Origin of the sequence: Novosphingobium profundi, from assembly GCF_020524485.1 — a bacterium.
Lineage (GTDB): Bacteria > Pseudomonadota > Alphaproteobacteria > Sphingomonadales > Sphingomonadaceae > Novosphingobium > Novosphingobium profundi_A.
In genome coordinates this window covers 670,298-691,118 of sequence record NZ_JAIVLF010000001.1, presented here as the reverse complement: position 1 = coordinate 691,118, position 20,821 = coordinate 670,298, and the positions used below count along the sequence as shown (strand labels likewise).

Annotated in this window: 20 protein-coding genes; 3 read left to right on the top strand and 17 right to left on the bottom strand. The window is 66.9% G+C overall.

Annotated elements, in window-relative coordinates; translation table 11 throughout:
* Nucleotides 1-10: 10 nt before the first annotated feature.
* The 13 genes from hypB to LC060_RS02975 form a co-directional block, all read right to left on the bottom strand.
* Nucleotides 11-955 (bottom strand): hydrogenase nickel incorporation protein HypB, encoded by a 945-nt coding sequence (gene hypB / locus LC060_RS03035; RefSeq protein ID WP_226632578.1) that lies wholly within the window; start codon nt 953-955, stop codon nt 11-13.
* The gene (hypA, locus tag LC060_RS03030) at nt 955-1,296 is read right to left on the bottom strand and encodes a hydrogenase maturation nickel metallochaperone HypA (RefSeq protein WP_226632576.1); all 342 of its coding nucleotides are present in this window, start codon (nt 1,294-1,296) and stop codon (nt 955-957) included. The genes hypB and hypA overlap by 1 nt, the downstream gene beginning before the upstream one ends.
* Nucleotides 1,296-2,315, bottom strand: a complete 1,020-nt coding sequence (locus tag LC060_RS03025) for a hypothetical protein (protein WP_226632574.1) — start codon at nt 2,313-2,315, stop codon at nt 1,296-1,298. Before LC060_RS03025 ends, hypA begins: the two co-directional genes overlap by 1 nt.
* Nucleotides 2,315-2,974: a [NiFe]-hydrogenase assembly chaperone HybE gene (gene hybE, locus LC060_RS03020; RefSeq protein WP_226632572.1), complete on the bottom strand. Its 660-nt coding sequence runs from the start codon at nt 2,972-2,974 to the stop codon at nt 2,315-2,317. Before hybE ends, LC060_RS03025 begins: the two co-directional genes overlap by 1 nt.
* A gap of 28 nt (nt 2,975-3,002) precedes the next feature.
* Entirely contained in the window at nt 3,003-3,245 is a 243-nt protein-coding gene (locus tag LC060_RS03015) for a rubredoxin (RefSeq protein WP_226632570.1), read from the bottom strand.
* 2 nt (nt 3,246-3,247) lie between these two features.
* Nucleotides 3,248-4,123: a hydrogenase expression/formation protein gene (locus LC060_RS03010; protein ID WP_226632568.1), complete on the bottom strand. Its 876-nt coding sequence runs from the start codon at nt 4,121-4,123 to the stop codon at nt 3,248-3,250.
* Between the two features lie 14 nt (nt 4,124-4,137).
* Nucleotides 4,138-4,572, bottom strand: coding sequence for a hydrogenase-1 expression HyaE (locus tag LC060_RS03005; RefSeq protein WP_226632566.1), 435 nt, complete (start codon nt 4,570-4,572; stop codon nt 4,138-4,140).
* Nucleotides 4,572-4,886 (bottom strand): HypC/HybG/HupF family hydrogenase formation chaperone, encoded by a 315-nt coding sequence (locus LC060_RS03000; protein WP_226632565.1) that lies wholly within the window; start codon nt 4,884-4,886, stop codon nt 4,572-4,574. The genes LC060_RS03005 and LC060_RS03000 overlap by 1 nt, the downstream gene beginning before the upstream one ends.
* Nucleotides 4,886-5,614, bottom strand: a complete 729-nt coding sequence (locus LC060_RS02995; protein ID WP_226632563.1) for a HyaD/HybD family hydrogenase maturation endopeptidase — start codon at nt 5,612-5,614, stop codon at nt 4,886-4,888. The genes LC060_RS03000 and LC060_RS02995 overlap by 1 nt, the downstream gene beginning before the upstream one ends.
* 298 nt (nt 5,615-5,912) lie before the next feature.
* A complete protein-coding gene (gene cybH / locus LC060_RS02990) occupies nt 5,913-6,614 on the bottom strand; it encodes a Ni/Fe-hydrogenase, b-type cytochrome subunit (protein ID WP_226632561.1) in 702 nt (233 codons plus the stop codon).
* 29 nt (nt 6,615-6,643) lie between these two features.
* Complete coding sequence (locus tag LC060_RS02985) at nt 6,644-7,228, bottom strand: HupE/UreJ family protein (protein WP_226632560.1); 585 nt, start codon at nt 7,226-7,228, stop codon at nt 6,644-6,646.
* Nucleotides 7,229-7,245: 17 nt separating this feature from the next.
* Complete coding sequence (locus tag LC060_RS02980; protein ID WP_226632558.1) at nt 7,246-9,045, bottom strand: nickel-dependent hydrogenase large subunit; 1,800 nt, start codon at nt 9,043-9,045, stop codon at nt 7,246-7,248.
* A gap of 2 nt (nt 9,046-9,047) precedes the next feature.
* A complete protein-coding gene (locus LC060_RS02975; RefSeq protein WP_264191667.1) occupies nt 9,048-10,160 on the bottom strand; it encodes a hydrogenase small subunit in 1,113 nt (370 codons plus the stop codon).
* Nucleotides 10,161-10,482: 322 nt separating this feature from the next.
* Here LC060_RS02975 and LC060_RS02970 point away from each other — a divergent pair, with 322 nt between their 5' ends.
* Entirely contained in the window at nt 10,483-12,708 is a 2,226-nt protein-coding gene (locus LC060_RS02970) for a tetratricopeptide repeat protein (protein WP_226632556.1), read from the top strand.
* Nucleotides 12,709-12,845: 137 nt separating this feature from the next.
* Here LC060_RS02970 and LC060_RS02965 read toward each other — a convergent pair whose 3' ends face one another.
* The 4 genes from LC060_RS02965 to lptB form a co-directional block, all read right to left on the bottom strand.
* Nucleotides 12,846-14,420, bottom strand: a complete 1,575-nt coding sequence (locus LC060_RS02965) for an ABC-F family ATP-binding cassette domain-containing protein (protein ID WP_226632554.1) — start codon at nt 14,418-14,420, stop codon at nt 12,846-12,848.
* A gap of 131 nt (nt 14,421-14,551) precedes the next feature.
* Nucleotides 14,552-15,958 carry a glycosyltransferase gene (locus LC060_RS02960; RefSeq protein ID WP_226632553.1) on the bottom strand — a complete coding sequence of 469 codons (1,407 nt, stop codon included), beginning with the start codon at nt 15,956-15,958 and terminating at the stop codon, nt 14,552-14,554.
* 287 nt (nt 15,959-16,245) lie between these two features.
* Nucleotides 16,246-17,796: an RNA polymerase factor sigma-54 gene (rpoN, locus tag LC060_RS02955; RefSeq protein ID WP_226632551.1), complete on the bottom strand. Its 1,551-nt coding sequence runs from the start codon at nt 17,794-17,796 to the stop codon at nt 16,246-16,248.
* Between the two features lie 26 nt (nt 17,797-17,822).
* Entirely contained in the window at nt 17,823-18,605 is a 783-nt protein-coding gene (gene lptB / locus LC060_RS02950; RefSeq protein WP_039388878.1) for an LPS export ABC transporter ATP-binding protein, read from the bottom strand.
* Nucleotides 18,606-18,841: 236 nt separating this feature from the next.
* Between lptB and LC060_RS02945 the strand changes: the two genes are divergently transcribed.
* Complete coding sequence (locus LC060_RS02945; RefSeq protein ID WP_226632549.1) at nt 18,842-19,258, top strand: hypothetical protein; 417 nt, start codon at nt 18,842-18,844, stop codon at nt 19,256-19,258.
* A gap of 134 nt (nt 19,259-19,392) precedes the next feature.
* On the top strand, nt 19,393-20,739 hold the full coding sequence (locus tag LC060_RS02940; protein WP_226632547.1) for a TldD/PmbA family protein: 1,347 nt from the start codon (nt 19,393-19,395) through the stop codon (nt 20,737-20,739).
* The last annotated feature ends 82 nt before the right edge of the window (nt 20,740-20,821 follow it).

The following is a 20,821-nucleotide window of genomic DNA, read 5'->3' as shown; positions in this document are numbered from 1 at the left end:
CGTGAAGGTCCTATTCGGCCGCGAGCGGCGCGGTAGCAGGCAGCGTGGCCGAGGCCATCATCGCCCCGCCCTTGAGCCACTGCATCCAGGCCTCCATTCCCTCGCCCGAACGTGCCGAGACGCGCAGCACACGGGCGCGCGGATTGACCCGGCGCACGTTGGCCTCGGCCTCCTCGATATCGAAATCGAGGTGGGGCAGAAGGTCCACCTTGTTGAGGAGAACGAGGTCGGAGGCGGCGAACATGTCGGGGTACTTCAGCGGCTTGTCCTCGCCCTCGGTGACAGAGAGGATCGCCACCTTGTGCGCTTCGCCAAGGTCAAAGCCCGCCGGACAGACCAGGTTGCCGACATTCTCGATCAGGAGAACCGAGCCCTTCGCCGGCTTCAGGCTTTCCACCGCGTGGCCCACCATGTGGGCATCGAGGTGGCAGCCCTTGCCGGTGTTGACCTGGATCGCGGGTACGCCCGTTGCACGGATTCGGTCGGCATCGGCGCTGGTCTGCTGGTCGCCTTCGATCACGGCGAGATCGAGCGTGTCCTTGAGGGCCTCCAGCGTCTTGCACAAAAGCGTGGTCTTGCCCGAGCCCGGCGAGGAGACGAGGTTGAGCACGAACATGCCATCTCGCGCAAACTGCGCGCAGTTCGCCTGCGCATAGCCATTGTTCTTGCCCAGGATATCGGCTTCGAGCTGGATCAGACGGGTCTGGCTCATGCCCGGAACCGAGGTCCCCGCCGCCCCCTGACCATAGTGCAGATCGCCATGCTCACCGTGGTGGTGATGGCCCCCGTGATCATGGTGATGATCATGCGCCTGATGGTGGTCATGGTCATGGTCGTGATGATGATGCCCATGGCCATGATGATGGTGGTGATCGTGGCCGTGCGCATGGGAATGGGCCTGCGCCTTGCCCTCGATCCGGGTTTCCCCGTCGCTACAGCCGCACACGGTACACATCAGAAGACCTCCAGTTCACGAATGCTCAGGTTCTCGCCGCCCGTCACCTGCATCTGGTAGCTGCCGCAGTGCGGACAGGCATCATAGCGCTGCGCGATCTCGACTTCGCGCGCGCAGGGCAGGCACCAGCCCTGCCCCTTGGATTGGTGAATCTCGAGCCGTGCCGTCTCGGCGAGGGACCCGCGCATGACGACATCGAAGCCAAAGCGCAGCGCCTCAACCTCGACGCCGGAAAAGGCCCCGACATCAAGCGCGACTCGTTCAACGCGGGTGAAGCCCTGGGCCCCGGCCTGCTCCTCGATGATCTGGCGGATGGATTCGCACAGCGCCATCTCGTGCATCAGACCACTCCTTCCGCGGCCGGAGAGGCGAAAGTGAGGCGGTACTCCATGCAGGGATCGATCGCGGCCAGAACCTCGCGCATGACCGCCTCGCGCTCTTCGGATGGCCAGGCAAGCGTGCCATCGGCCACGGTTTGCAACCACATGCGTCCCGGCCCATAGGGCGCGAAGGCGACATCGGTCGGCGAGCGCATCTCGCACCGCGCGATGCGTCCCTCGGCCACCTCGACCTCGTGAACAAGGGTTCCGCGCGCGCAGGCGATTTCCGCGCGGCCATGGCCGGGCGCGTCGGAGCGCGCGGCAAGGAATGCAGCGTGGGGCCTACCTGCAATGTGGGGGGCAGCAAGCCGGGCAAGCTCGAACAGGCGCGCGGCGTGATGGGAGGCAAGGCTTCCGGGATCGAGTTGCGCAACGAACATCTGCCGGGCGCAGCGATCGACCGGGCTTCCCGGCGGCGGGGCGGGATGGATCGGCACCGCGCTCGCATCGATGGCGCGCGCCAGCAGCCGCGCGGCGGGCGTTGCGCCCGCGAAAGCCCAGCGCAGCGTGGCACCGCCTCCTGTCTGCTCCGCAAGCCAATGCCCGGGGGAGCATCCGAAGATCGCCTGTGTCAGCACCTCGTCAAGCGCCCCGGCATCCCCGGCGCCCTGCGTGGCCGCCAGCAGCGCGGCGGCCGACGCATTGTGCGGGCTCTCGCCCAGCAGCGCGGGCCAGCCCAGGAGGATATGAAGCCCGGTCTCGCGCACCACCTCCAGACTGACGCCATGGCGGGCCGTCTCCAGCTCCTGTGCATCAATTTCAAGGTTCTGCGCAGCTGCCAGCGCCACACGGGATGCCAGTTGCTGGGCCTTCACGCAGATCGCAAAAAGCCGCCCGATCATCGCGGGCATCGCGTCCGCACGCGCGCCCGTCACCAGCCGCGCCACCGGGCCGGTGCCCGCAAAATCGATGAAGATCGGCTCCTCCTCACCCGGGCCGGGCAAGGGCACGTCGATACGAAGGAAGGGCCCCTGCACCATCAGCCGTGCTGCCCCTCGCTGCGCCGCAGACCGAACAGGGCGCGGCGGTCGAGATTGCGGGGCACCTCGGTTTCCAGCTCAGGGCTCTCCGCGATGCGCGCCTCGGCCGCAGCTTCGGCCTCGCGTGCCTCGATTGCCGCAAGCCGCGCGTCCAGTGTGCCATGGCTGTCGGGACGCACCATTGCCGTGCGAAATTCCTCCGAGGTTCCGGTTTGCCCCGCGTCATTCCCACGCGCGCCTTCGGGGGCGTCGAAGAGCAGATCGAGCGAGACGTCCGCAGTCTCCACCGCGCCCTCCATGTCGGCGAACTCGAACATCGGCGAGAACAGAGAACAACTCCAATGCCAGCCCAGGCCAAGCTCGTGCCCCGCGATACCCTCATAAGTCCCCGAAGGCAGCGCGAAGGTGCTCGGACTGCCGATGCGCGGCGGGGGCCCGCCGTCCGTCGAACCGGGCGCGTTCACGGGAAGGAACAGGAGATTCATGAACCAGGGCGTGACCAGAATACCGACATGGTTCTCCCCATAGCGCCGCAAGCCGCGCATCGAAACACCGAGACGGGGATTGAGTATGCCGATGTCCGCCATGCGCGTGCGCGCGATGGTCTCGTAAAGCCCTTCGATCCGAGCAGAGAGATCGGACAGCGAGAGGTCAGTCATGCAAAGTTCGGTCGAGGTCTCCATGAGGTCAGTCCGGAATGACCATGAAGTCGCCCTTGGCGCCATCGCACTCCGGGCAGGTCCAGTGATCGGGCAGCGCCGCGAACGGCGTGCCCGCCGGGATCTGCCAGTACGCGCAGCCTTGCGAAGGCTCGTAGATGTGCCAGCAGATCTTGCATTCCAGCCGCGTGTCGTCGGACAGCTTGGAGGCATCGCCGCCATAGCTGCCGGCGAAGAAATGGTCCGTGGAGGGTGTCGGGGACGCGGACATGCTCAGGCGTCCGCCGGGGCGTAGATGTCGAGGATCTCGGACAGGCGCTCGACCGAATCCGTAATGTCCTCGGGCGCGGCCAGCGCGACCTCGGGGATCGGGCTGATCTCGATCGAGTTGAGGATCAGGGTGTCCTGCGAATTGTAGTAGCGTACCCACCAGGTGTCGCGCGTGCCGCTCGCGCGGATGCGGCAGTTACCATAGCCGCGCGACAGGACGATCAGCTCGCCCGGCCCCAGCACGCTCTCGAGGAAAGCCAGGTCCTCCTCGGTGTGCGGCAGGAGCGAGAGGTTGATGATGTGCGGCCCCCGGCCCGCTTCGCGCGCATGGGGCACGTGCTCGTTGATCTCGCTGACGAGCGCAGGCGCGTTGAAGATGTTGGGGCCAGCGCTTTCAGGCAGGTCCACATGGGACTGCGCGCCCGCGAACGCCTGTGCCAGGAGGTCCTGCGGGAAGGCGCCGATCTCGGCGTAGTCCGCGCTGCGGCGGCCATCGGCGCCGGCGACGCGCACGCGCCACAGCCCGGCCAGGACCGATTCCTGCGCCTGCGCATCGCCGCCTGCGACAATGGAGACCTCACCCTCGCCCAGCAGTTGATCAACGAAGGTAAGGTCGTCCGGCGCGAGGCCCATGAGGTCGATCCGGCCGCCCTCGCCCGTCGCCTCGGCGTGGCGCAGCGCGTCCAGCATCGCGCCCAGAGCGGCCAGCGCGGGGGCGTGCCCCGCCGCATCGTCCGCCTCGGGCACGTGGGCGGCAGAGAAGGTGCTCATGCCGCTGGGCATGATCATGTAGTCAAGCTTGGAGCCGTCGAAGCTCTCGGGCTGGCTGCCCGGGCCAACGAGTGCGCCCATACCAGGCACAGAGGGGAAGGACGTCATGGGATGGGGGCTCCTCAGCGGCTCTCGCCGCAACCGGCGGGCAATTTGTAGGCAGGCGGATCGCTCGGCTCGCGTCCCAGGATCTCGGGGATCTCGACCAGATAGTCGGACCAATCGCGGATCCCCTCGATGGCGCCGAGATAGCGCCCCTCGCGCAGGAAGACGAGCGTGGGAAAGGCGGTAAAGCGGAAGCGGCGCTGAAGGGCGCGCTCGTCCTCGCGCGCGCAGACCAGCACGCGCGCATGGCCTGCCAACGCCTTGTCGAGTTCGGGCAGGACCACGGCCACATCGTTGCTCTCGGCCAGACGGCGGTGGTCTCCGCAGAAGAACAGCAGGGCCAGCGCAGCCCCCTCGAGTGCGGCGTCGAGATCGGCCTCGCCCACGATCGGGTAACCATGGCGCTGGCAGATGCCCTCCAGCAGCGGCGAGAAATCGAGTACGGGGGTCATCAGTTGGGGGCTCCGCTGCGCAGGTGTTCGGGCAATTGGGGTTCACGGTCGATGAGGTCGGCAAAGGCGGCCTCGATATCGACCTCGCCGCCGTTCATGATGGCTTCGAGCGCGGTCAGGGCATCGCGGCTGCGCAGCGCACTCACCTCGTCCATCTTCTCACGTGCGGCGCCAAGGAAGGTCATCAGCCATTCGCCGGAGGCAACATCGCCCACCAGCAACGTGTCGATCTCGACCCAGACATCGCCGTTGGCGCACAGCGCGCGGCCGGGCCCGGCGACCTCGACCACCTTCATGGGGATACCCAGGCACATCAGCGCGCGCCCTCGTGGTCCGTAGCCCCAGCCGCATCCAGCGGCATGCGGCTGACCAGTTCGGCCATCTCGGCGTCAAAGTCGGCGGGGGGCACGAAGCCTGCGCCCAGCACGCGGTCGTCCCCGTGACGCGGCGCGATCTCGGCGTCGGGGCGCTCACCCTCGTAGCGTTCGAGCACCATCTCGAGACTGCCGATGCTTTCGGCATCGCCGAGGGGAACGGTGCGGCGCTCGCCCACGATGCCAAAGCCTGCGAGGTAGTCGAGCGCCATCGCGATGGCAGGCTCGATCTTGTCCTTGACCTGCGAACGCAGTGAGCCGCCGTAGTCCTCCAGTTCGACCGGCTGCACGCCGATGAGGAGCTGGTGCGCGGGCGGATCGCCGAGCATCTCGGCCATCATCAGCACTTCCTGGAAGCCGGTCTGGTGCAGAGAGACCTTCTTGGCGCCAAGGAAGCGGGGGACTTCCTCGCCCTCCACACGCTTCATCGTGCCCGGTTCGAGGCCGTAGTCGACGGCGTCGAAGACGACGAGAATGTCGGCCTCGCGGATGTTCTGGACAAGGTAGACCCCCTGGGTGCCGCCGTCGATCAGGCGCACGTTGTCCGGGAAGGCCCAATGGCGGTGCATGTGCTCGACCGCACGCACACCGAAGCCTTCGTCGGCCCACAGGAGATTGCCGATGCCCAGCACCAGAACGGAAGGTGTGCTGTCAGGGAGGGATGCCATGTCTTGCCGTTTCTCCGTGGGGCTAGCCGCGTGCTCCGGCTTCACCCCGACCCGATTGGAAAGTGTCTTGCCAATGTGCACAGCAAAGGCCGTGCCAAGTGGGCGGCCTCCCTGCGAAGGCGCAGTCACTCGCGACGGCGTACGCCTTGCGCGCACGCCCTATGGATATAAACTTTCCATATTGGAAAGTTTCCTTAGAAAAGTATCCTTACACACAGAAAGGGAAGCGCCGGCTGCCTGGGAGAGAGATGGGCGGAAATTCGGCCGCCGGCGCTTCGAGGGGGAGGACGGGCGGACCTCAGTCCGAGGACCCGTCATCCTTGAACGTCCGCCAGCCCGAGAACATCGAGGAGATGATCGACTGGCGGCTCATGATGTCTTCCCGCACGGCGGCGTAAATATGGACGATGACGAAGATCACGATCACCCACATGCCCATGTGGTGCCAGGTATGGACGTCCTGGCTCTGGCCGAAGAGCGGGATCACCCAACTGGTGAAGAGGGTGTGGATCACGCCCGGCCCCTCGCCCTCGCCGTAGAGCGCAAAGCCGGTCAGGATCATGAAGACGATCCCCCACACGAACAGGATGTGCATGGAAATGCGCGCCAGCGGGTTGTGCCCGGTGTACTTCTTGGGCGACTTCTCCATCATCGCGTACCACTTGATCTCGTGCCAGATTTCCTTCCAGTACGAGGGGCGGGTCAGCGGCACGTGGAAGATTTCACGCGCGTGCGCGTTGCCCACGAAGGCCCAGTAGAAGCGGAAGACAAAACCCACGACGAGGATCTGCCCGGCAACGAAATGGGCAAAGCGGATCTTGCCGAACATGAAGTGGTCGTAGGCCTCGCCGCCGATCGCGGGCAGCGGCTTGCCGATGAGATAGCCGCTCAGGCACAGGACGAGGATCGCCAGCGCATTGATCCAGTGCCACAGGCGCACGGGCGCCTCGTAGACGTAGACCGTTTCCTCGGTGTGGGGCTTGGAGGTCGTGCTCGCCATGACGCGTCCTTTCTCCTGGCTATCGCCGCTCAGCCAAAGGCGAGGGCCAGCCCCGCACCGCCAATGCTAAGGCCCGCCGCCCAGCGCCCGAGAGGCGAGGCGAAGAGGTGGCAACCGACCTTCCAGCCGATGAGGTGCAGCGCGGCCGATGCGGCCAGGAACCCGGCGAAGTAGGCGGGCACAAGACCACTCGCCTCCCCGCCATGGGCATGGCCATGGGCCAGTGCAAAGAGACCGATCAGGGCAAGCCCTGCGCGGTTGCCGACGAAGGGCGCGGCGACCAGCAGCGCGGCCAGCACGACCAGCGAGCCCGCGACCACGCCCTCCAGCGCGCCGATGGCCCCGGTCGCAAGACCAAGGACGCCGCCGAGCGCAAGGCAGGCAAGGAACATGGCCGGGGCCTGCCAGGCCTGCGCGGCCTTGCGGGTCGCCGCCCAGAGACCCACCGCCAGCATGGCGAGCAGGTGATCGAGCCCCAGGAAGGGGTGCGCCAGGCCCGCCACCAGGCCATCGCCCAGGTGCCCGGGGTGCGCCAGCGCAGGGGTGGCGGCCAGACCGGCCACCAGGGCCACGGCCATTGCAGCGGTGCGCGCAGGCGAGGTGCGTTTGAACATCGTAATCTTCCTTTTCCTCAGCGCACTTTGACTTCGGCCAGTTCCTGCCCGTCGGGCCCCATCACGTGGGTCGAGCAGGCGAGGCAGGGATCGAAGCTGTGCAGCGTGCGCAGGATCTCCACCGGCTCTTCGGCGCGCTCCACCTTGGTGTCCAGCAGCGAAGCCTCGAAGGCACCGATATTGCCTTCATTGTCGCGCGGGGTGCCGTTCCAGGTGGTGGGGACCACGCACTGGTAGTTCTCGATCTTGCCGCCCTTGATGCGGATCCAGTGCGCCAGCGCGCCGCGCGGGGCCTCGGTAAAGCCCACGCCCTTGACCTCCTCGGGCCAGGTCTTGGGATCGAACTTGGCGGTATTGGCGGTCGCGGTGTCGCCGTTCTTCACATTGGTGATGAGCTTGTCGAGGAAGTAGGCCTGCTTTTCAGCCGCCCACTGCGCCTCCAGCGCGCGCGCCGCGGTGCGGCCCAGGGTGGAGAACATCGCCTCCATCGGCAGCCCCAGCGCGGAAAGGCAGCCATCGACCTGCTCCTGGATGTCCTTGCGGCCCTGCTGGTAACCGATGATGTAGCGCGCGAGCGGGCCCACTTCCATCGCGTGGCCGCGCCAGCGCGGCGCCTTGATCCACGAGTACTTGGCGCCCTCGTCCAGTTCCTCGATCCGCGTTGAGGTGCCCTTGGCCTTGGGGCCCAGTTCGTAGTGCGGCTCGGTGATGCCGTCCCAGGGGTGCAGACCCTTGCTCTCGTCCGGGTACTTGTACCACGAGTGCGGCACGAATTCCTGGATCTGCTCCGGGTCGGTAAGGTCAACCGGGTGGATGTCGGTCAGCTTGCCGTCGACGATGGCGCCGTGCGGCATCATCAGGTTTTCCGGGCTGTAGTCGTTCGCGCGGTCGGGAATGTCCCCGTAGGCCATGAGCGACTTGTTCGCGATGCCCCCGCCGTAGAGCCAGGTCTTGTAGAACTTGCCGATGGCGATGACGTCGGGAACGTAGACGTTCTTCACGAAGTCGATGCACTTGTCGGTGATCTTGCGCACGTAGTTGAGCGAGGTCATGTTGACCGGCGCGCCCGCGGCCATGTCGCCATCGATGTTGATCGCGCACGGGACGCCGCCCACCAGCCAGTTGGGGTGGATGTCCTTGCCGCCAAAGATCGTGCGCACGGTCATGATCTCCTTCTGGAAGTCGAGCGCTTCCAGATAGTGCGTCACGGCCATGAGATCCGCCTCGGGCGGCAGCAGGTAGGCAGGGTTGGTCCAGTAGCCGTTCTTGAAGGGCCCAAGCTGGCCGCTCTCCACGAACTTCTTGAGGCGTGTCTGGATGTCGCGGAAGTAGCCGGGCGAGGAGTTGGGGTGCGCGGGCGAGACCATCTGCTGGAGCTCGCTCGTCGCCTTGGGGTCGGCTTTCAGCGCATTGACCGGATTCACCCAGTCAAGCGCGTGGAGGTGGTAGAAGTGGACGAGGTGATCGTGCACCTGCAGCGAGAGCTGCATGATGTTGCGGATCGAGTTCGCGTTTTCCGGGATCTCGATGCCGAGCGCATTCTCCACCGCGCGCACCGAGGTCAGCGCGTGGGTGCCGGTGCACACGCCGCAGATGCGCTGGGTAAAGGCCCAGGCATCACGCGGATCGCGGCCCTTGAGGATCACTTCCAGCCCCCGCCACATGGTGCCGGTAGAGACCGCGTTGCGGATCACGTTGTTGCTGTCGAGATTGACCTCGCAGCGCATGTGCCCCTCGATGCGGGTGACGGGATCGACGACGACGCGCTTGCCGGTGTTGTCGAGAGTGTAGCCGTTAGGGGTTGCCAGCGTAGCCATGCTCAGGCGTCCTCATGGGTGGTCGTGGTGTCGGCAGAAGCCGAGGAACTGCCCGAGCGGGCGCGCTTGACCGCGCTCGCGGCGGCATGGGCGATCACGCCCGCGCCCACGGCAGCCGCAGCGGTACCGCCGATTTGGTCGGCGTCGGCCTCGATGCCGAAGCCCTGGATGTCGGAAAGCCGCTCGTAGAAGCTGCCCTTGTCCCAGAAGCCGTCTTCGGAACAGCCGATGCAGCCGTGCCCGGCCTGGATCGGGAAGGAGAGGCCGCCGTTCCAGCGCACGGTCGAACAGGCGTTGTAGGTGGTCGGGCCCTTGCACCCGACCTTGTAGAGGCAATAGCCCTTGCGCGCGCCCTCATCGTCGAACTCCTCGACGAACTGACCCGCATCGAAGTGCGGACGGCGGTAGCACTTGTCGTGAATGCGCTGGGAATAGAACATCTTGGGCCGCCCCTGGTTGTCGAGCTCGGGGAAGCGCTCGAAGGTCAGGATGTAGCTGATGACACCGGTCATCACCTCGGCGATGGGCGGGCAGCCGGGGACCTTGATGATCGGCTTGTCGGCAAGCCCCGGAACTTTGTGGACGGGCGTTGCCTGGGTCGGGTTGGGGCGCGCGGCCTGGACACAGCCCCACGAGGCACAGCTGCCCCACGAGATGATCGCCTTGCAGTGGTCGGCCGCGTGCTTGAGCTGTTCGAGGAAGGGACGCCCCCCGATGATGCAGCTCATGCCTTCCTGGTTGAGCGGGGGATTGCCCTCGACCGCGAGGATGAAGTTGCCGTCGTACTTCTCGATGGTCTCGGCGATGATCGCCTCGGCCTGTTCGCCCGCCGCGGCCATGATGGTGTCGTCATAGTCGAGGCTGATCATGGACAGGATCACGTCCTTGGCCAGCGGATGCGCCGAACGGATGAAGCTTTCGGAACAGCAGGTGCATTCAAGGCCATGCAGCCACAGCACGGGGATGCGCGGCTTGGTTTCCATGGCGTTGCGGATGTCCTGGGCATGCGCCGGGCTGAGCCCGAGCGCCGCGGCCGTCAGGCTGCAGAACTTGTTGAAGCTGCGGCGGGTGATGCCCTGCCGGCGCATCACGTCGTAGAATGTTTCGATTGCCATCCGGCTGACCTTTCCCGCGTCCGTGTCGAAATGTGCGGTTCCAATTCCGGAGAGTTCAGCAAAAGGCGTGCCAAACCCGGGAAACATACGGGAAAACGAGCATCTTGCCGGAGGGGCACCCCAGCCCACGGACACTCTCCTTGCACAGTGGAAAGTAACCTTCCCCACTCCAGTGAAAGCGTGCTCCCAGCGGGTATGCGAACCTTTGCAAGGCCCGCAACCCGAGCCCGCCCCTACGCAACTCTACCGGGGAGGGAGGATACCGAACGTCCACCACGTCCGGTTATGTCCAGGTCAGATCCCGGGAAGAGCGCGAGGAAGCATGAGCGGACTGGAAACCCTGCTGATCAAGGCCAAGGGGGCGGCCAAGCGCGGCGATGCCGATGCCGCGCGCGCGATCTACCACGATGTCCTCGAACGCCACCCCAACAACACCCGTGTGCGCGCTGCACTCAAGGCCCTGGATGAACCCAGCGGCACCTCCGCCCAGCGCCGCTTCGATACCCTCGTCGCGGCCTATCGCGACGGGAACATGGGCCTTGCCGTACGCGAGGGCGAGGCGCTGGCGCGCGCCTTCCCCCATTCCCACGGCGTGCAGAACCTCTACGGCGCCGCGCTTCTCGCGCTGGGCGACAACCCGCGCGCCGAAACCGCCTTTCGCGCCGCCATCGCCGCGGACCCCAGCGCCCATGCCAGCTGCAACAACCTCGCCATCGCGCTGCGCCGTCAGGGCCGCGACGCCGAGGCGGAAGAGCTCTACCGCGAGGTCATCGCCCGTGCGCCGACCTATGCCGATGCGCGCTACAACCTGGCCAACCTGCTGGAACAGACCGGCCGCGACGAGGAGGCGGGCTACTTCTTCGCCCAGGCCCTCGCCATCGATCCCAGCTACGTCGATGCCTACTACAACCTGGGCAATCTCAACGCGAAGATGGGCCGGCGCGCGGACGCCATCGCCTGCTACGAATGGGCCATCCACCTGCGCCCCGAACACGCCGATGCCATCAACAACATGGGCGGCGAACTTCTCGCGCTCGACCGGGTGGACGCAGCCCTCGAGTGTTTCGAGAAGGCCCTCACCATCTCGCCGGACAACGGCAAGGCTCTCGTCAACCGCGGCAAGGCGCTGGTCCTGATGAACCGCCTGCCCGAGGCCGTAGCTTCATTCCGCGGTGCGCTGGCCCTCGCCCCCTCGGACGCCTCGGCGCGGCTCCAGGCGCTTTTCGAGGAAGCCCACATGTGCGACTGGGTCGCACGCGGCGAATATGCCCTGACTCTGGGCGCAGACGTGGGGGCGGTGCAGCCCTTCGCCTCCTTGCCCTTCCGCGACGACCCCGCCCACCAGCACCAGCGTTCGTGCGCCTGTGCGACGCACGTTTATCCCGCAAGGCCCGCCAGCCTGCCCGCGCCCGCGCCCAGCCGGGACGGGCGCATCCGCATCGGCTACTTCTCGGCCGACTTTCACAACCACGCCACGCTCTACCTGATGAGCGGGCTCTTTCGCGAACACGACCGCAGCCGCTTCGAGGTTCACCTTTACAGCTATGGACCGGAGCGCGAGGAAGACCACCACCGCGCCGTACTGAAAGGCCAGGGCGATGCCTTCACCGAGATCGGCAGCCTGACCGACGAGGAGGTCATGCGCCGCGCCCGCGCGGACAACCTCGACATCGCGATCGATCTCAAGGGCTACACGCGTGGCACCCGCACGCGGATGTTCGGGCACCGTCTCGCCCCCGTCCAGGTGGCCCACATGGGCTATCCCGGCACGCTGGGCCATGCCTGCATGGACTATTTCGTGGCCGACGAGGTGGCCCTGCCCGAAGGCGCCGAGGCGCATTTCTCCGAAGCCATCGTGCGCCTCGCCGGGAGCTATCAGGCCAACGACAACCAGCGCGTGATCGTGCCCGACACAAGGGGCCGTGCGGGCCACGGCCTGCCCGAAGAGGGCTTCGTCTTCGCCAGCTTCAACCACACCTACAAGATCTCGCCCGCCGAATGGGACATCTGGATGCGCCTCCTCAGCCAGGTGGACGGCTCGGTGCTCTGGCTGCTGCGCTCGAACGAATGGGCCGAAGCGAACCTGCGGCACGAGGCCGAGGCGCGCGGCGTCGATCCGGCCCGCCTTGTCTTCGCACCTTCCCTCCCTCACGCCGAGCACCTCGGGCGGCTCGCACTGGCCGACCTCTTCCTCGACACTTTCGCGGTAAACGCGCACACGACCGCCAGCGATGCGCTCTGGGCAGGTCTCCCGGTCCTGACGTTGGCCGGTCGCCAGTTCGCCGCCCGGGTCGCCGCCAGCCTGGTGACCGCCGCCGGCCTCCCCGAACTGGCGACGACCAGTCACGGCGAATACGAAGCCTGCGCCCTGGCTCTGGCCCGCCATCCCGAACGCCTGGCCGCGCTGCGCCAGCGCCTCGCCGATGCGCGGATGAGCTGCGCCCTCTTCGACACCCCCGCCTACACCCGCCGCTTCGAACGCGCGCTGGAGACGATGCACCAGCGCCACCTCGATGGAGAGGCTCCGGCATCGTTCTTCGTGGAATAGCAAGAGACAGAAAGTGGATTTCCGAGGGCCATTGCCCTCGAGCTCCCCGAACCCGTCGCCCTAACCTCCCGCACGCAGCCGTGTGTGAGAAAGGTGAGGCCGCCCGTTTTGGGGTCAAGGGGCGATGGCCCCTTGAATTATCTTCCTATTTCCAGCTGTTCCTCGATCCCGATGGCCTCGAGAAACGCCTGGTCATGGCTGACCACCAGCAGCGTCCCGTCGTAGTCGCGAAGAGCGCCCTCCAGCAGTTCGATCGATTCGATGTCGAGGTGGTTGGTCGGCTCGTCCATGACCAGAAGCCAGGGTGCCCTCGCTCCGCCCAGTATACAGGCGAGCCCGGCGCGCAGGCGCTCCCCTCCGGACAACGTGCCGACCAGCTGGCGCGAGGCTTCGCCCCGGAAGCCGAAGCGGGCGAGCGCCGCGCGTGCGTTTTCCTCTTCCAGGCCCGGATTGAAACGACGGTAGTTGGCCAGAATATCCGCATCGCCCGCCAGTTGCCCCAGGTGCTGGTCAAACCAGGCCACGCGCCCCTCCACCCTTGCGACCGCACCTGTCTGCGGGGCCAGTTCACCCACCGCAAGGCGCAGCAGCGTCGTCTTGCCCGCCCCGTTGGAGCCGGTGACGGCGATGCGGCGCGGTCCCTTGATGTCGAGCGACCACGGGCCAAAGGGCCTTCCCGCCCGCATCAGGGTCACGGCCCGTAGCGCAAGGACCTGGGCGTTTGCGGGCAGACCGGAGGCCGGCACGTCCATGCGCACGGGAACGCGCACTTCCACCTGCCCGCGTGCCTGGGCGAGCCGATCTTCGGCCTCCCCCCTCTGGCGCGCGGCCTGACGGTTCAGGGCCCCGCCGCTTTTCTGCGCGCGCTCGGCCTGCCGCCCGAGCAGGACCTTGGCCTGCGAGCCGCCTGCGGCAAAAGCGCGGCCAGCCTTGTCGCGGGTCGCCTTGGCCTCCTTCTGCGCCTGCGCGGCCCGGCGCACCTGCCCCAGGTCCGCCTCGGCGCGCTCCAGTTCGGCCTCAGCCCGCAACCGCTCGGCATCGCGGATCGCGGCGAACTGCGACCAGCCGCCCGTCACCGTCCGCACGCCGGTGGGCGCAAGCTCGACGATCCGGTCCATCCCCTCCAGCAAAGCGCGGTCGTGGCTGGCGATGAGCACGCCGCCCGGCCAGTCGCTAAGGACCTGAGCTACAAGGGCCCGCCCGTCGGCATCAAGATTGTTGGTCGGCTCGTCGAGCAGGAGCAGATCGGGCGCCTCCAGCAGCACCCGGGCCAGACCCACCCGGGTCCGCTCTCCGCCGGAGAGGCTCGCCACGCCGCGGTCGAGCGCGAGCCCCGGCAGGCCCAACCGATCGAGGATTGCCGCGAGGCGCTCCTCCAGCGTCCAGTCGGCGGCCGCAAAGTCTTCTTCGCGCCCCTCACCTGCCAGGACGCGCCCAAGGCAGGCGAGCGGTTCGGCCACGCCAAGCACGTGGCCCAAGGTCCATTCGCCCGGCCAGTCCTGCGCCAGAAGGCCCGCAGTCCCGGAAAGCGCGATATGCCCCGCAGAGGGGCTGCGCCCTTCGGCAATCGCGCCCAGGAGGGTGGACTTACCGCACCCGTTGCGCCCGACGAGGCCAATGCGCTCGCGGCCGATGGAAAGCGAAAGTTCGGAAAAGAGAGCGCGGCCTTCCGGGGTTCGGAACGCCACGCCGTCCAGCGTGAGAAAAGACATGGGATGCACTCGCACGGTACAATGACAGACAGGGTGTAGTTCTGTGTGTCAGATGTTCACGGCGGTGCGGCTCCTTGTGCGTGCTGGTGGGACCTTTCTACCCTGTGTCCGGCATCCGGGCAAGTTCGCGGTCAGGCCGCCTGGGCCAATTCGCGTCGGCTGAGCAGGGCCAGAAGCGATATGCCATTGAAAAACCACATGCGCTGAAGGTCGAGGTGGCTGTATTTTCGCAGCGTGTTGGCGAAGGTATAGGGCGTGTACCAGACGTTGTGGTCGGGATGGACGCCTTCGAGGAAGGTCTCGGTTTCGGCCTGGTAATCGAAATGACGCGCGCGGCACTGGAATGCGTCGGGCACCGAGATCAGGTACATCTTGGCATCCACGCTCTCGAGCTGGGCCAGGAACAGCTCGACGTCGGGCACATGCTCCATCACCTCGGGGGCAAGGACCACGTCGTAGCTGGCATGGACCTGCGCAAAGTCTGTGAAGAGCTCGCCTGTCACGTGGGGGCGCAGCTGTTCGAGCGCCTCGCCATGCGGGTCGAGCCCGTCGAGGTGTGCGCAGTGCGCCTGCAAGCGGACGTGTAGCGAAGTCGCCGGATCGGTAATCGGCCAGTCCGCGCAGCCCACGTGGAGCACCCGCTGGCCCTGCAGGAGGCTGGCAAAGACATCCATGCGCGGCAGGCGCGCCAGCTCCGATCCCACCGGCACGCGCTGGAGGAAGTAAGGCGCGTGGATCTTTTCCAGCGGCGAGGTCGGCGCATCTTGCGGTACCCCGGGCGCGTCAGCTTGCGCCTGCGCGGCGGGGGCAGGCTCGGGCGCGGATGCAGGTGACGGCTCTACTGCGGGCGCCTGCGCTACCTCGGGGGCTGCCTCCGGCGCAGCCTCGCGCCCGATCGTGCTCACGTCCACCTTATGCAGCGTGTCGTACTGCCGCGCGGTCGTCCCCCAGAGCTGGTGCGCGTAGACCGGGTCGTTGCCCTGATACGTCACGCCGGTGAAATGGCGCGGAATGAAGTAGTGGCTGGGGTAGATCCGCAAGGGCGTGTAGCCAAAACTGCGATAGCACTCGGTCAGGCGCAGTGGGCCGACCGTCTTCCAGGCCATGTCCTCGACGACCGAGGATTGCGCGGCGATGGTATCGATGATGCCCTTCACGAACGGATTGCCCTGCTGACAGCCGAAGTAGCCCGCCGCGATCAGGCCGGGGCGGGCGATCTCGCTTTCCCAGCAGGCGAAGGCCGGGCAATCGAGCAGGTCCTCGTCGAGCGGCCGGGTGCAGACCGAATCGGCATCGAAGACGATCCCGCCATGTTCGTACAGGATCTCCCAGCGCAGCATGTCGGCCACCCCGTTCCATTCGCGCTCGCGCATCGCGTCCATGTGGCGCTTGTTGATCCACGCGCGCCCGTCGAGATCGGCGTTGCCCCAGAGGCGAAAGCCCCAGTCCGGATGCGCCTTGCGCCAGGTCTCGATGCAGTTGTCCGGACGGCGGCTTTCATCGCCCACCCAGATAAAATGGAATGTCTTGGGTATCATGCGCGCGCCTCCCCATGGCCTCGGCGCCGGGACTGCGGCGCGCCGCGAAGGCTAGGCAAGGACGGTCAAGGAGGTGGAAAGAGGCGCCTAGGTAAGAGCGCGAAAGAGGCCCCCCTTCCCGAACAGGCGCCGCATTCCAGCACGACGCCATCCGGTTGAAGGGGGCAGGTGTCAGCCGCCCGGGTGGGGGCGTTTCGTTGCGCCGTTTAGACAGGGTCATGCACAAATGGCAATCCTTACCCGCAGCGCGCTGGGGAAAGGCGCTTTGCACCCAGCGTTTCGGCGCGTCAGCCGGCGCCTGCAATCTTCTTCTGACGGCGGCGCTGCACCGAACTGCCAAGGCCGATCGCCTCGCGGTATTTCGCCACTGTGCGCCGCGCGAGTTCGAACCCCTTTTCCTTGAGCAGTTCGACCAGAGTGTCGTCGGACAGCACCGCCTTGGGGTCTTCGGCGTCGATCAGCTGGCGGATCGCGGCCTTGACCGCTTCGGCCGAGGCCCCGCCCTCCCCGCTCGCCGAGGCGACGCCCGAGGAGAAGAAGTATTTGAGCTCGAAGGTCCCGCGCGCGCAGTTGAGGAACTTGGCCGAAGTGACCCGGCTCACCGTCGATTCGTGCATGCCGATGGCCTCGGCTACGGCGCGCAAGGTGAGCGGGCGCAGCTGCGAGACGCCCTGGCGGAAGAAGCCGTCCTGCTGCTTCACCAGTTCGCTAGCGACCTTGAGGATCGTCTTCTGGCGCTGGTCGAGCGCCTTGATCAGCCAGTTCGCATCGCCCAGCTTCTCCGAGAGCCAGGCGCGCGAGGACTTGTCCTCGCAGCTCCCCTTGAGCGCGACGTAGTACCCCCGGTTGACCACCAGGCGCGGCAGGGTCGCCTCGTTGAGCCGGATATCCCAGCCCCCGTCGTCCCGCGCGCTGACCAGGATGTCGGGTGTCACAGCCCCGCCCGGGGCGCCGCCAAAACGCAGGCCCGGCTTGGGATCGTAGGAACGCAATTCGGCCAGCATGTCGGCCATGTCCTCATCGTCCACCCCGCACATGCGCTTGAGGCGGGTGAGGTCGCCGCGCGCGACAAGGTCGAGATTGGCGATGAGGCGCGCCATGCACGGATCGTGGCGGTCGGCCTCGATCGCCTGCAGCGCAATGCATTCGGACAGGCTGCGCGCGCCCACCCCGGTCGGATCGAGCGACTGCACCACGGCCAGCCCCTCTTCGACCTCGGCCAGGTCCGCCCCCAGATCGCGCGCCACGTCTTCCAACCGGACCGGCAGGTAGCCCGCCTCATCCAGAAGCCCGATGATATAGCGCGCGATGCCCGCCAGCACCGGATCCCCGGTGACGGCCCCGACCTGCGCATCGAGGTGGTCGAACAGGCTCTCTTCGGCGCCCGCGCGTTCGTCTATGCCCGGGCCGTCCTCGCCCGCACTGCCGACCAGCGCCGCGCCCCAGTCCGCCTCGCCCGAAGGCGCGACACCGGACACGGCGCCAACGGACAGGGACAGCCGCTCGCCATCGCCGGTGTCGACATCGCGGTCGATGGCGCCGGTGTCGATGTCGAGAGGATTGTCCTCGCCCCCGCGGCCTTCGCCGATCAGCCGGTCGGCCGGCGATTGCTCCAGCGAGGTGCGCCGCACGTCCGCTTCGGGAGAGGTGGCCCCGTCGTCACCCGCAGGCGCGGGATCGCGACCCACGTCGAGCAGCGGGTTGGCATCGAGCGCATCGCCGATGAAGGCTTCGATTTCGAGATTGGACAGCGCCAGCAGCTTGATCGCCTGCTGGAGCTGCGGCGTCATGACGAGCGACTGGGTCTGGCGTAAGTCCAGCCTTGGCCCCAGCGCCATGGATCAGGTTCCCGTTGGCAAGGGCCTCACAGCGTGAAACCCTCACCCAGGTAGAGCCGGCGCACGTTCTCATCGGCGACAAGCGCCTCGGGGCTACCGGCGAAGAGGACCTGCCCGCCATAGATGATGCAGGCTCGGTCCACGATGTCGAGCGTCTCGCGCACGTTGTGGTCGGTGATCAGAACACCGATGCCGCGCGTCTTGAGGTCGGCCACGAGGTGGCGAATGTCCGAGATCGAGAGCGGATCGATGCCTGCGAAAGGCTCGTCCAGGAGCATGATCGAGGGCTTGGCGGCAAGAGCGCGGGCAATCTCGGCACGGCGGCGTTCACCGCCCGAAAGCGCCATCGCCGGACTTCCCCGCAGGCGGGTGAGGCCGAATTCGTCGAGCAGGCGTTCCAGTTCGCTCGCGCGCACGTCGCGGTCGGGCTCGTTCAGTTCGAGCACCGCGCCAATGTTCTGTTCCACGGTGAGGCCGCGGAAGATCGAGGTTTCCTGCGGCAGGTAGCCCAGGCCAAGGATCGCGCGGCGGTACATGGGCAGGCGCGTTACATCGACGCCGTCCATAAGGATTCGCCCGGAGTCCGGCTTCACCAGCCCCATGATCGAATAGAAGCAGGTGGTCTTGCCCGCACCGTTCGGGCCCAGCAGGCCCAGAACCTCGCCCTTGGCGACCGAGAGGGAAATGTCGCTGAGAACCGTGCGCTTGTCATAGCTCTTGGCGATCGAGATCACTTCGAGGCCATCGCCCGCGGCCTCGGCGCGCATCGCCTGCGCGGGGGCGGCGTCCAGATCGGTAGGTGCAGTCATTACTAGCCGGATGTAAGCGGAGCGCGGGGGCTCGGCAAGGGCGGTTTTGAACCGTCGCCGTGCAAATGGCAGGATTCGTGCATGTTTGTGGAAGGCGATACGCGCAGCGCACCTTCCAACGCACGAATATGTCGAGGCGGCACGTTTCCGGCTTGGAAAAGTTCCCGCAATCTTGATTCGCCGCGCCAAGAGTGGTCTAATTGGCCTCTCACGAGGACATATGGGGCTTTCAGCCAATGGACAGCAACTCCCCCAAGGCCAGCGCCGCCTTTCCCGACCGCAAAGCCCACGAGGCTGCCCCTGCCAGCGGCCGTCCTGCCGCCACGCTCGACTGGCGCCGCCGCATGAGCGACCACATCGCCTATGCCCTCCTCGTCTACACCGCACTCCAGATCTTCGTAACCATCGGCGCACTCAAGGCCGGTGAAGGTTCGCTTCTCCCCTATTTCGCGCTGATCGTGCTGGTTCTTGCGATCATCCCGGCCTGCCGCCGTTTCGAAGCACGCTGGAACAGCCTGACCGACCGCGAGGCCCGCGATCCCGCGCTGGCGCCCGCCTGCCGCCGTGACTGCCTGCTTCTGTGGGGAATCGCGATCGGCCTGCCCTTTGCCCTCACCGGCCTGTTCAAGGTGCTCGGCCTGCTCTTCGCCTGAGTCCCATCTGCAAACCCCTTGCCCTCCCGCTTTCGGGTACAATCGCACGGCTTCATTTGCGCTTGGCGCAGGGGCGCACTAACTCCCGATGACAAAGGCGCGACCGCGCCCGAGCCATTGGAGTACGAACCGACATGCTTAGCCCGCAGCAGGCCCAGGACCGCGCGCAGGATCTGGTGGAGCGCGCCCGCCGCGCCGGAGCGGACGCCGCCGATGCGATCTACGCCGCGAACGCCTCCGAAGGGATCCAGATCCGCCTCGGCAATCTGGAGGACGTGGAGCGTTCCGAAAGCGAGCATATCTCGCTGCGGGTCTTTGCGGGCAAGCGCTCGGCCTCGATCGGCTCCTCCGACATGTCGCCCGCCGCGCTCGACGAACTGGCCGAACGCGCGATCAGCATGGCCCGCCTCGCGCCGGAAGATGCCTACGCCGGGCTTGCCCCCGAGGAACTGCTGAGCCAGGCCCCCTGGCCCGACCTCGACATGATCGACAGCGGCGAACTCAGCCCGCAGACCCTGCGCACGATGGCCGAGGAAGGCGAGGACGCCGCGCGCGCCGTTGCCGGGGTCACCAATTCGGACGGCGCCTCGGCCCACTCGGGCAGCGGCGTCTTCGCGCTCACCACCAGCCACGGCTTTGCCGGAAGCTACGCCTCGACCAATCATTCGCTCAGCGTCTCGGTGGTCGCAGGCGAAGGCAACGCCAAGCAGCGCGACAACGCCTGGCGCCAGTCGCACCACCGCGAAGACCTGCCCTCCGCCGCCGAGATCGGCACGCTCGCTGGCACCCGCGCCGTCGGCCGCCTCAACCCGGGCCGCGTCCGAAGCGGACCGCTTCCGGTCGTTTTCGACCCGCGCGTGGGCGGCACGCTCATCGGACACCTGCTGGGCGCGATGTCGGGCAGCGCGATCACCCGCCGCTCCAGCTTCCTCCTCGACCGGATCGAAGAGCGCATCTTCAAGGCGGGCATCGAGATCGGCGACAATCCGCACCTCAAGCGCGGCCTGCGCTCGCGCCCCTTCGATGGGGAGGGCCTCGCCACCCGTCCCACCACGCTGGTCGAGGACGGGCGCGTCACGGGCTGGCTGCTCGACACCGCCTCGGCCCGCCAGCTTGCCCTCGCCCCGACCGGCCATGCCGCGCGCGCAGGCGGCGGCTCACCGTCCGTTTCGGTCGGCAATGTCCACCTCTCGGCCGGCACGCTCTCCCCCGAGGAACTGATGGCCGACATCAAGGACGGCATCTACGTCACCGAACTGATCGGCCAGGGCGTGAACGGGGTGACAGGCGACTACAGCCGCGGGGCCTCGGGCTTCCGGATCATCGACGGACAGATTGCGGGCGCCGTCTCGGAGCTCACGGTCGCGGGCAATCTCATGGCCATGTACGCGCAGCTGACGCCAGCCAATGACCTCGAATGGTACCGCGCGATCAACGTGCCTACGATCCGCGTGGACGGCATGACGGTGGCGGGCGAATAGCCCGCCGCCGCAAGGCGCTGCAAACGCCGCACATACGAAAAACGCCGCAGCAGAAATGCCCGGCGTTGTGCGCTATACCGAC

Bases quoted from the DNA above. Each gene is read 5' to 3' on its own strand.
- hypB (WP_226632578.1), bottom strand. From the start codon at position 955: ATGTGTACCGTGTGCGGCTGTAGCGACGGGGAAACCCGGATCGAGGGC.
- hypA (WP_226632576.1), bottom strand. From the start codon at position 1,296: ATGCACGAGATGGCGCTGTGCGAATCCATCCGCCAGATCATCGAGGAG.
- LC060_RS03025 (WP_226632574.1), bottom strand. From the start codon at position 2,315: ATGGTGCAGGGGCCCTTCCTTCGTATCGACGTGCCCTTGCCCGGCCCG.
- hybE (WP_226632572.1), bottom strand. From the start codon at position 2,974: ATGACTGACCTCTCGCTGTCCGATCTCTCTGCTCGGATCGAAGGGCTT.
- LC060_RS03015 (WP_226632570.1), bottom strand. From the start codon at position 3,245: ATGTCCGCGTCCCCGACACCCTCCACGGACCATTTCTTCGCCGGCAGC.
- LC060_RS03010 (WP_226632568.1), bottom strand. From the start codon at position 4,123: ATGACGTCCTTCCCCTCTGTGCCTGGTATGGGCGCACTCGTTGGCCCG.
- LC060_RS03005 (WP_226632566.1), bottom strand. From the start codon at position 4,572: ATGACCCCCGTACTCGATTTCTCGCCGCTGCTGGAGGGCATCTGCCAG.
- LC060_RS03000 (WP_226632565.1), bottom strand. From the start codon at position 4,886: ATGTGCCTGGGTATCCCCATGAAGGTGGTCGAGGTCGCCGGGCCCGGC.
- LC060_RS02995 (WP_226632563.1), bottom strand. From the start codon at position 5,614: ATGGCATCCCTCCCTGACAGCACACCTTCCGTTCTGGTGCTGGGCATC.
- cybH (WP_226632561.1), bottom strand. From the start codon at position 6,614: ATGGCGAGCACGACCTCCAAGCCCCACACCGAGGAAACGGTCTACGTC.
- LC060_RS02985 (WP_226632560.1), bottom strand. From the start codon at position 7,228: ATGTTCAAACGCACCTCGCCTGCGCGCACCGCTGCAATGGCCGTGGCC.
- LC060_RS02980 (WP_226632558.1), bottom strand. From the start codon at position 9,045: ATGGCTACGCTGGCAACCCCTAACGGCTACACTCTCGACAACACCGGC.
- LC060_RS02975 (WP_264191667.1), bottom strand. From the start codon at position 10,160: ATGGCAATCGAAACATTCTACGACGTGATGCGCCGGCAGGGCATCACC.
- LC060_RS02970 (WP_226632556.1), top strand. From the start codon at position 10,483: ATGAGCGGACTGGAAACCCTGCTGATCAAGGCCAAGGGGGCGGCCAAG.
- LC060_RS02965 (WP_226632554.1), bottom strand. From the start codon at position 14,420: ATGTCTTTTCTCACGCTGGACGGCGTGGCGTTCCGAACCCCGGAAGGC.
- LC060_RS02960 (WP_226632553.1), bottom strand. From the start codon at position 15,958: ATGATACCCAAGACATTCCATTTTATCTGGGTGGGCGATGAAAGCCGC.
- rpoN (WP_226632551.1), bottom strand. From the start codon at position 17,796: ATGGCGCTGGGGCCAAGGCTGGACTTACGCCAGACCCAGTCGCTCGTC.
- lptB (WP_039388878.1), bottom strand. From the start codon at position 18,605: ATGACTGCACCTACCGATCTGGACGCCGCCCCCGCGCAGGCGATGCGC.
- LC060_RS02945 (WP_226632549.1), top strand. From the start codon at position 18,842: ATGGACAGCAACTCCCCCAAGGCCAGCGCCGCCTTTCCCGACCGCAAA.
- LC060_RS02940 (WP_226632547.1), top strand. From the start codon at position 19,393: ATGCTTAGCCCGCAGCAGGCCCAGGACCGCGCGCAGGATCTGGTGGAG.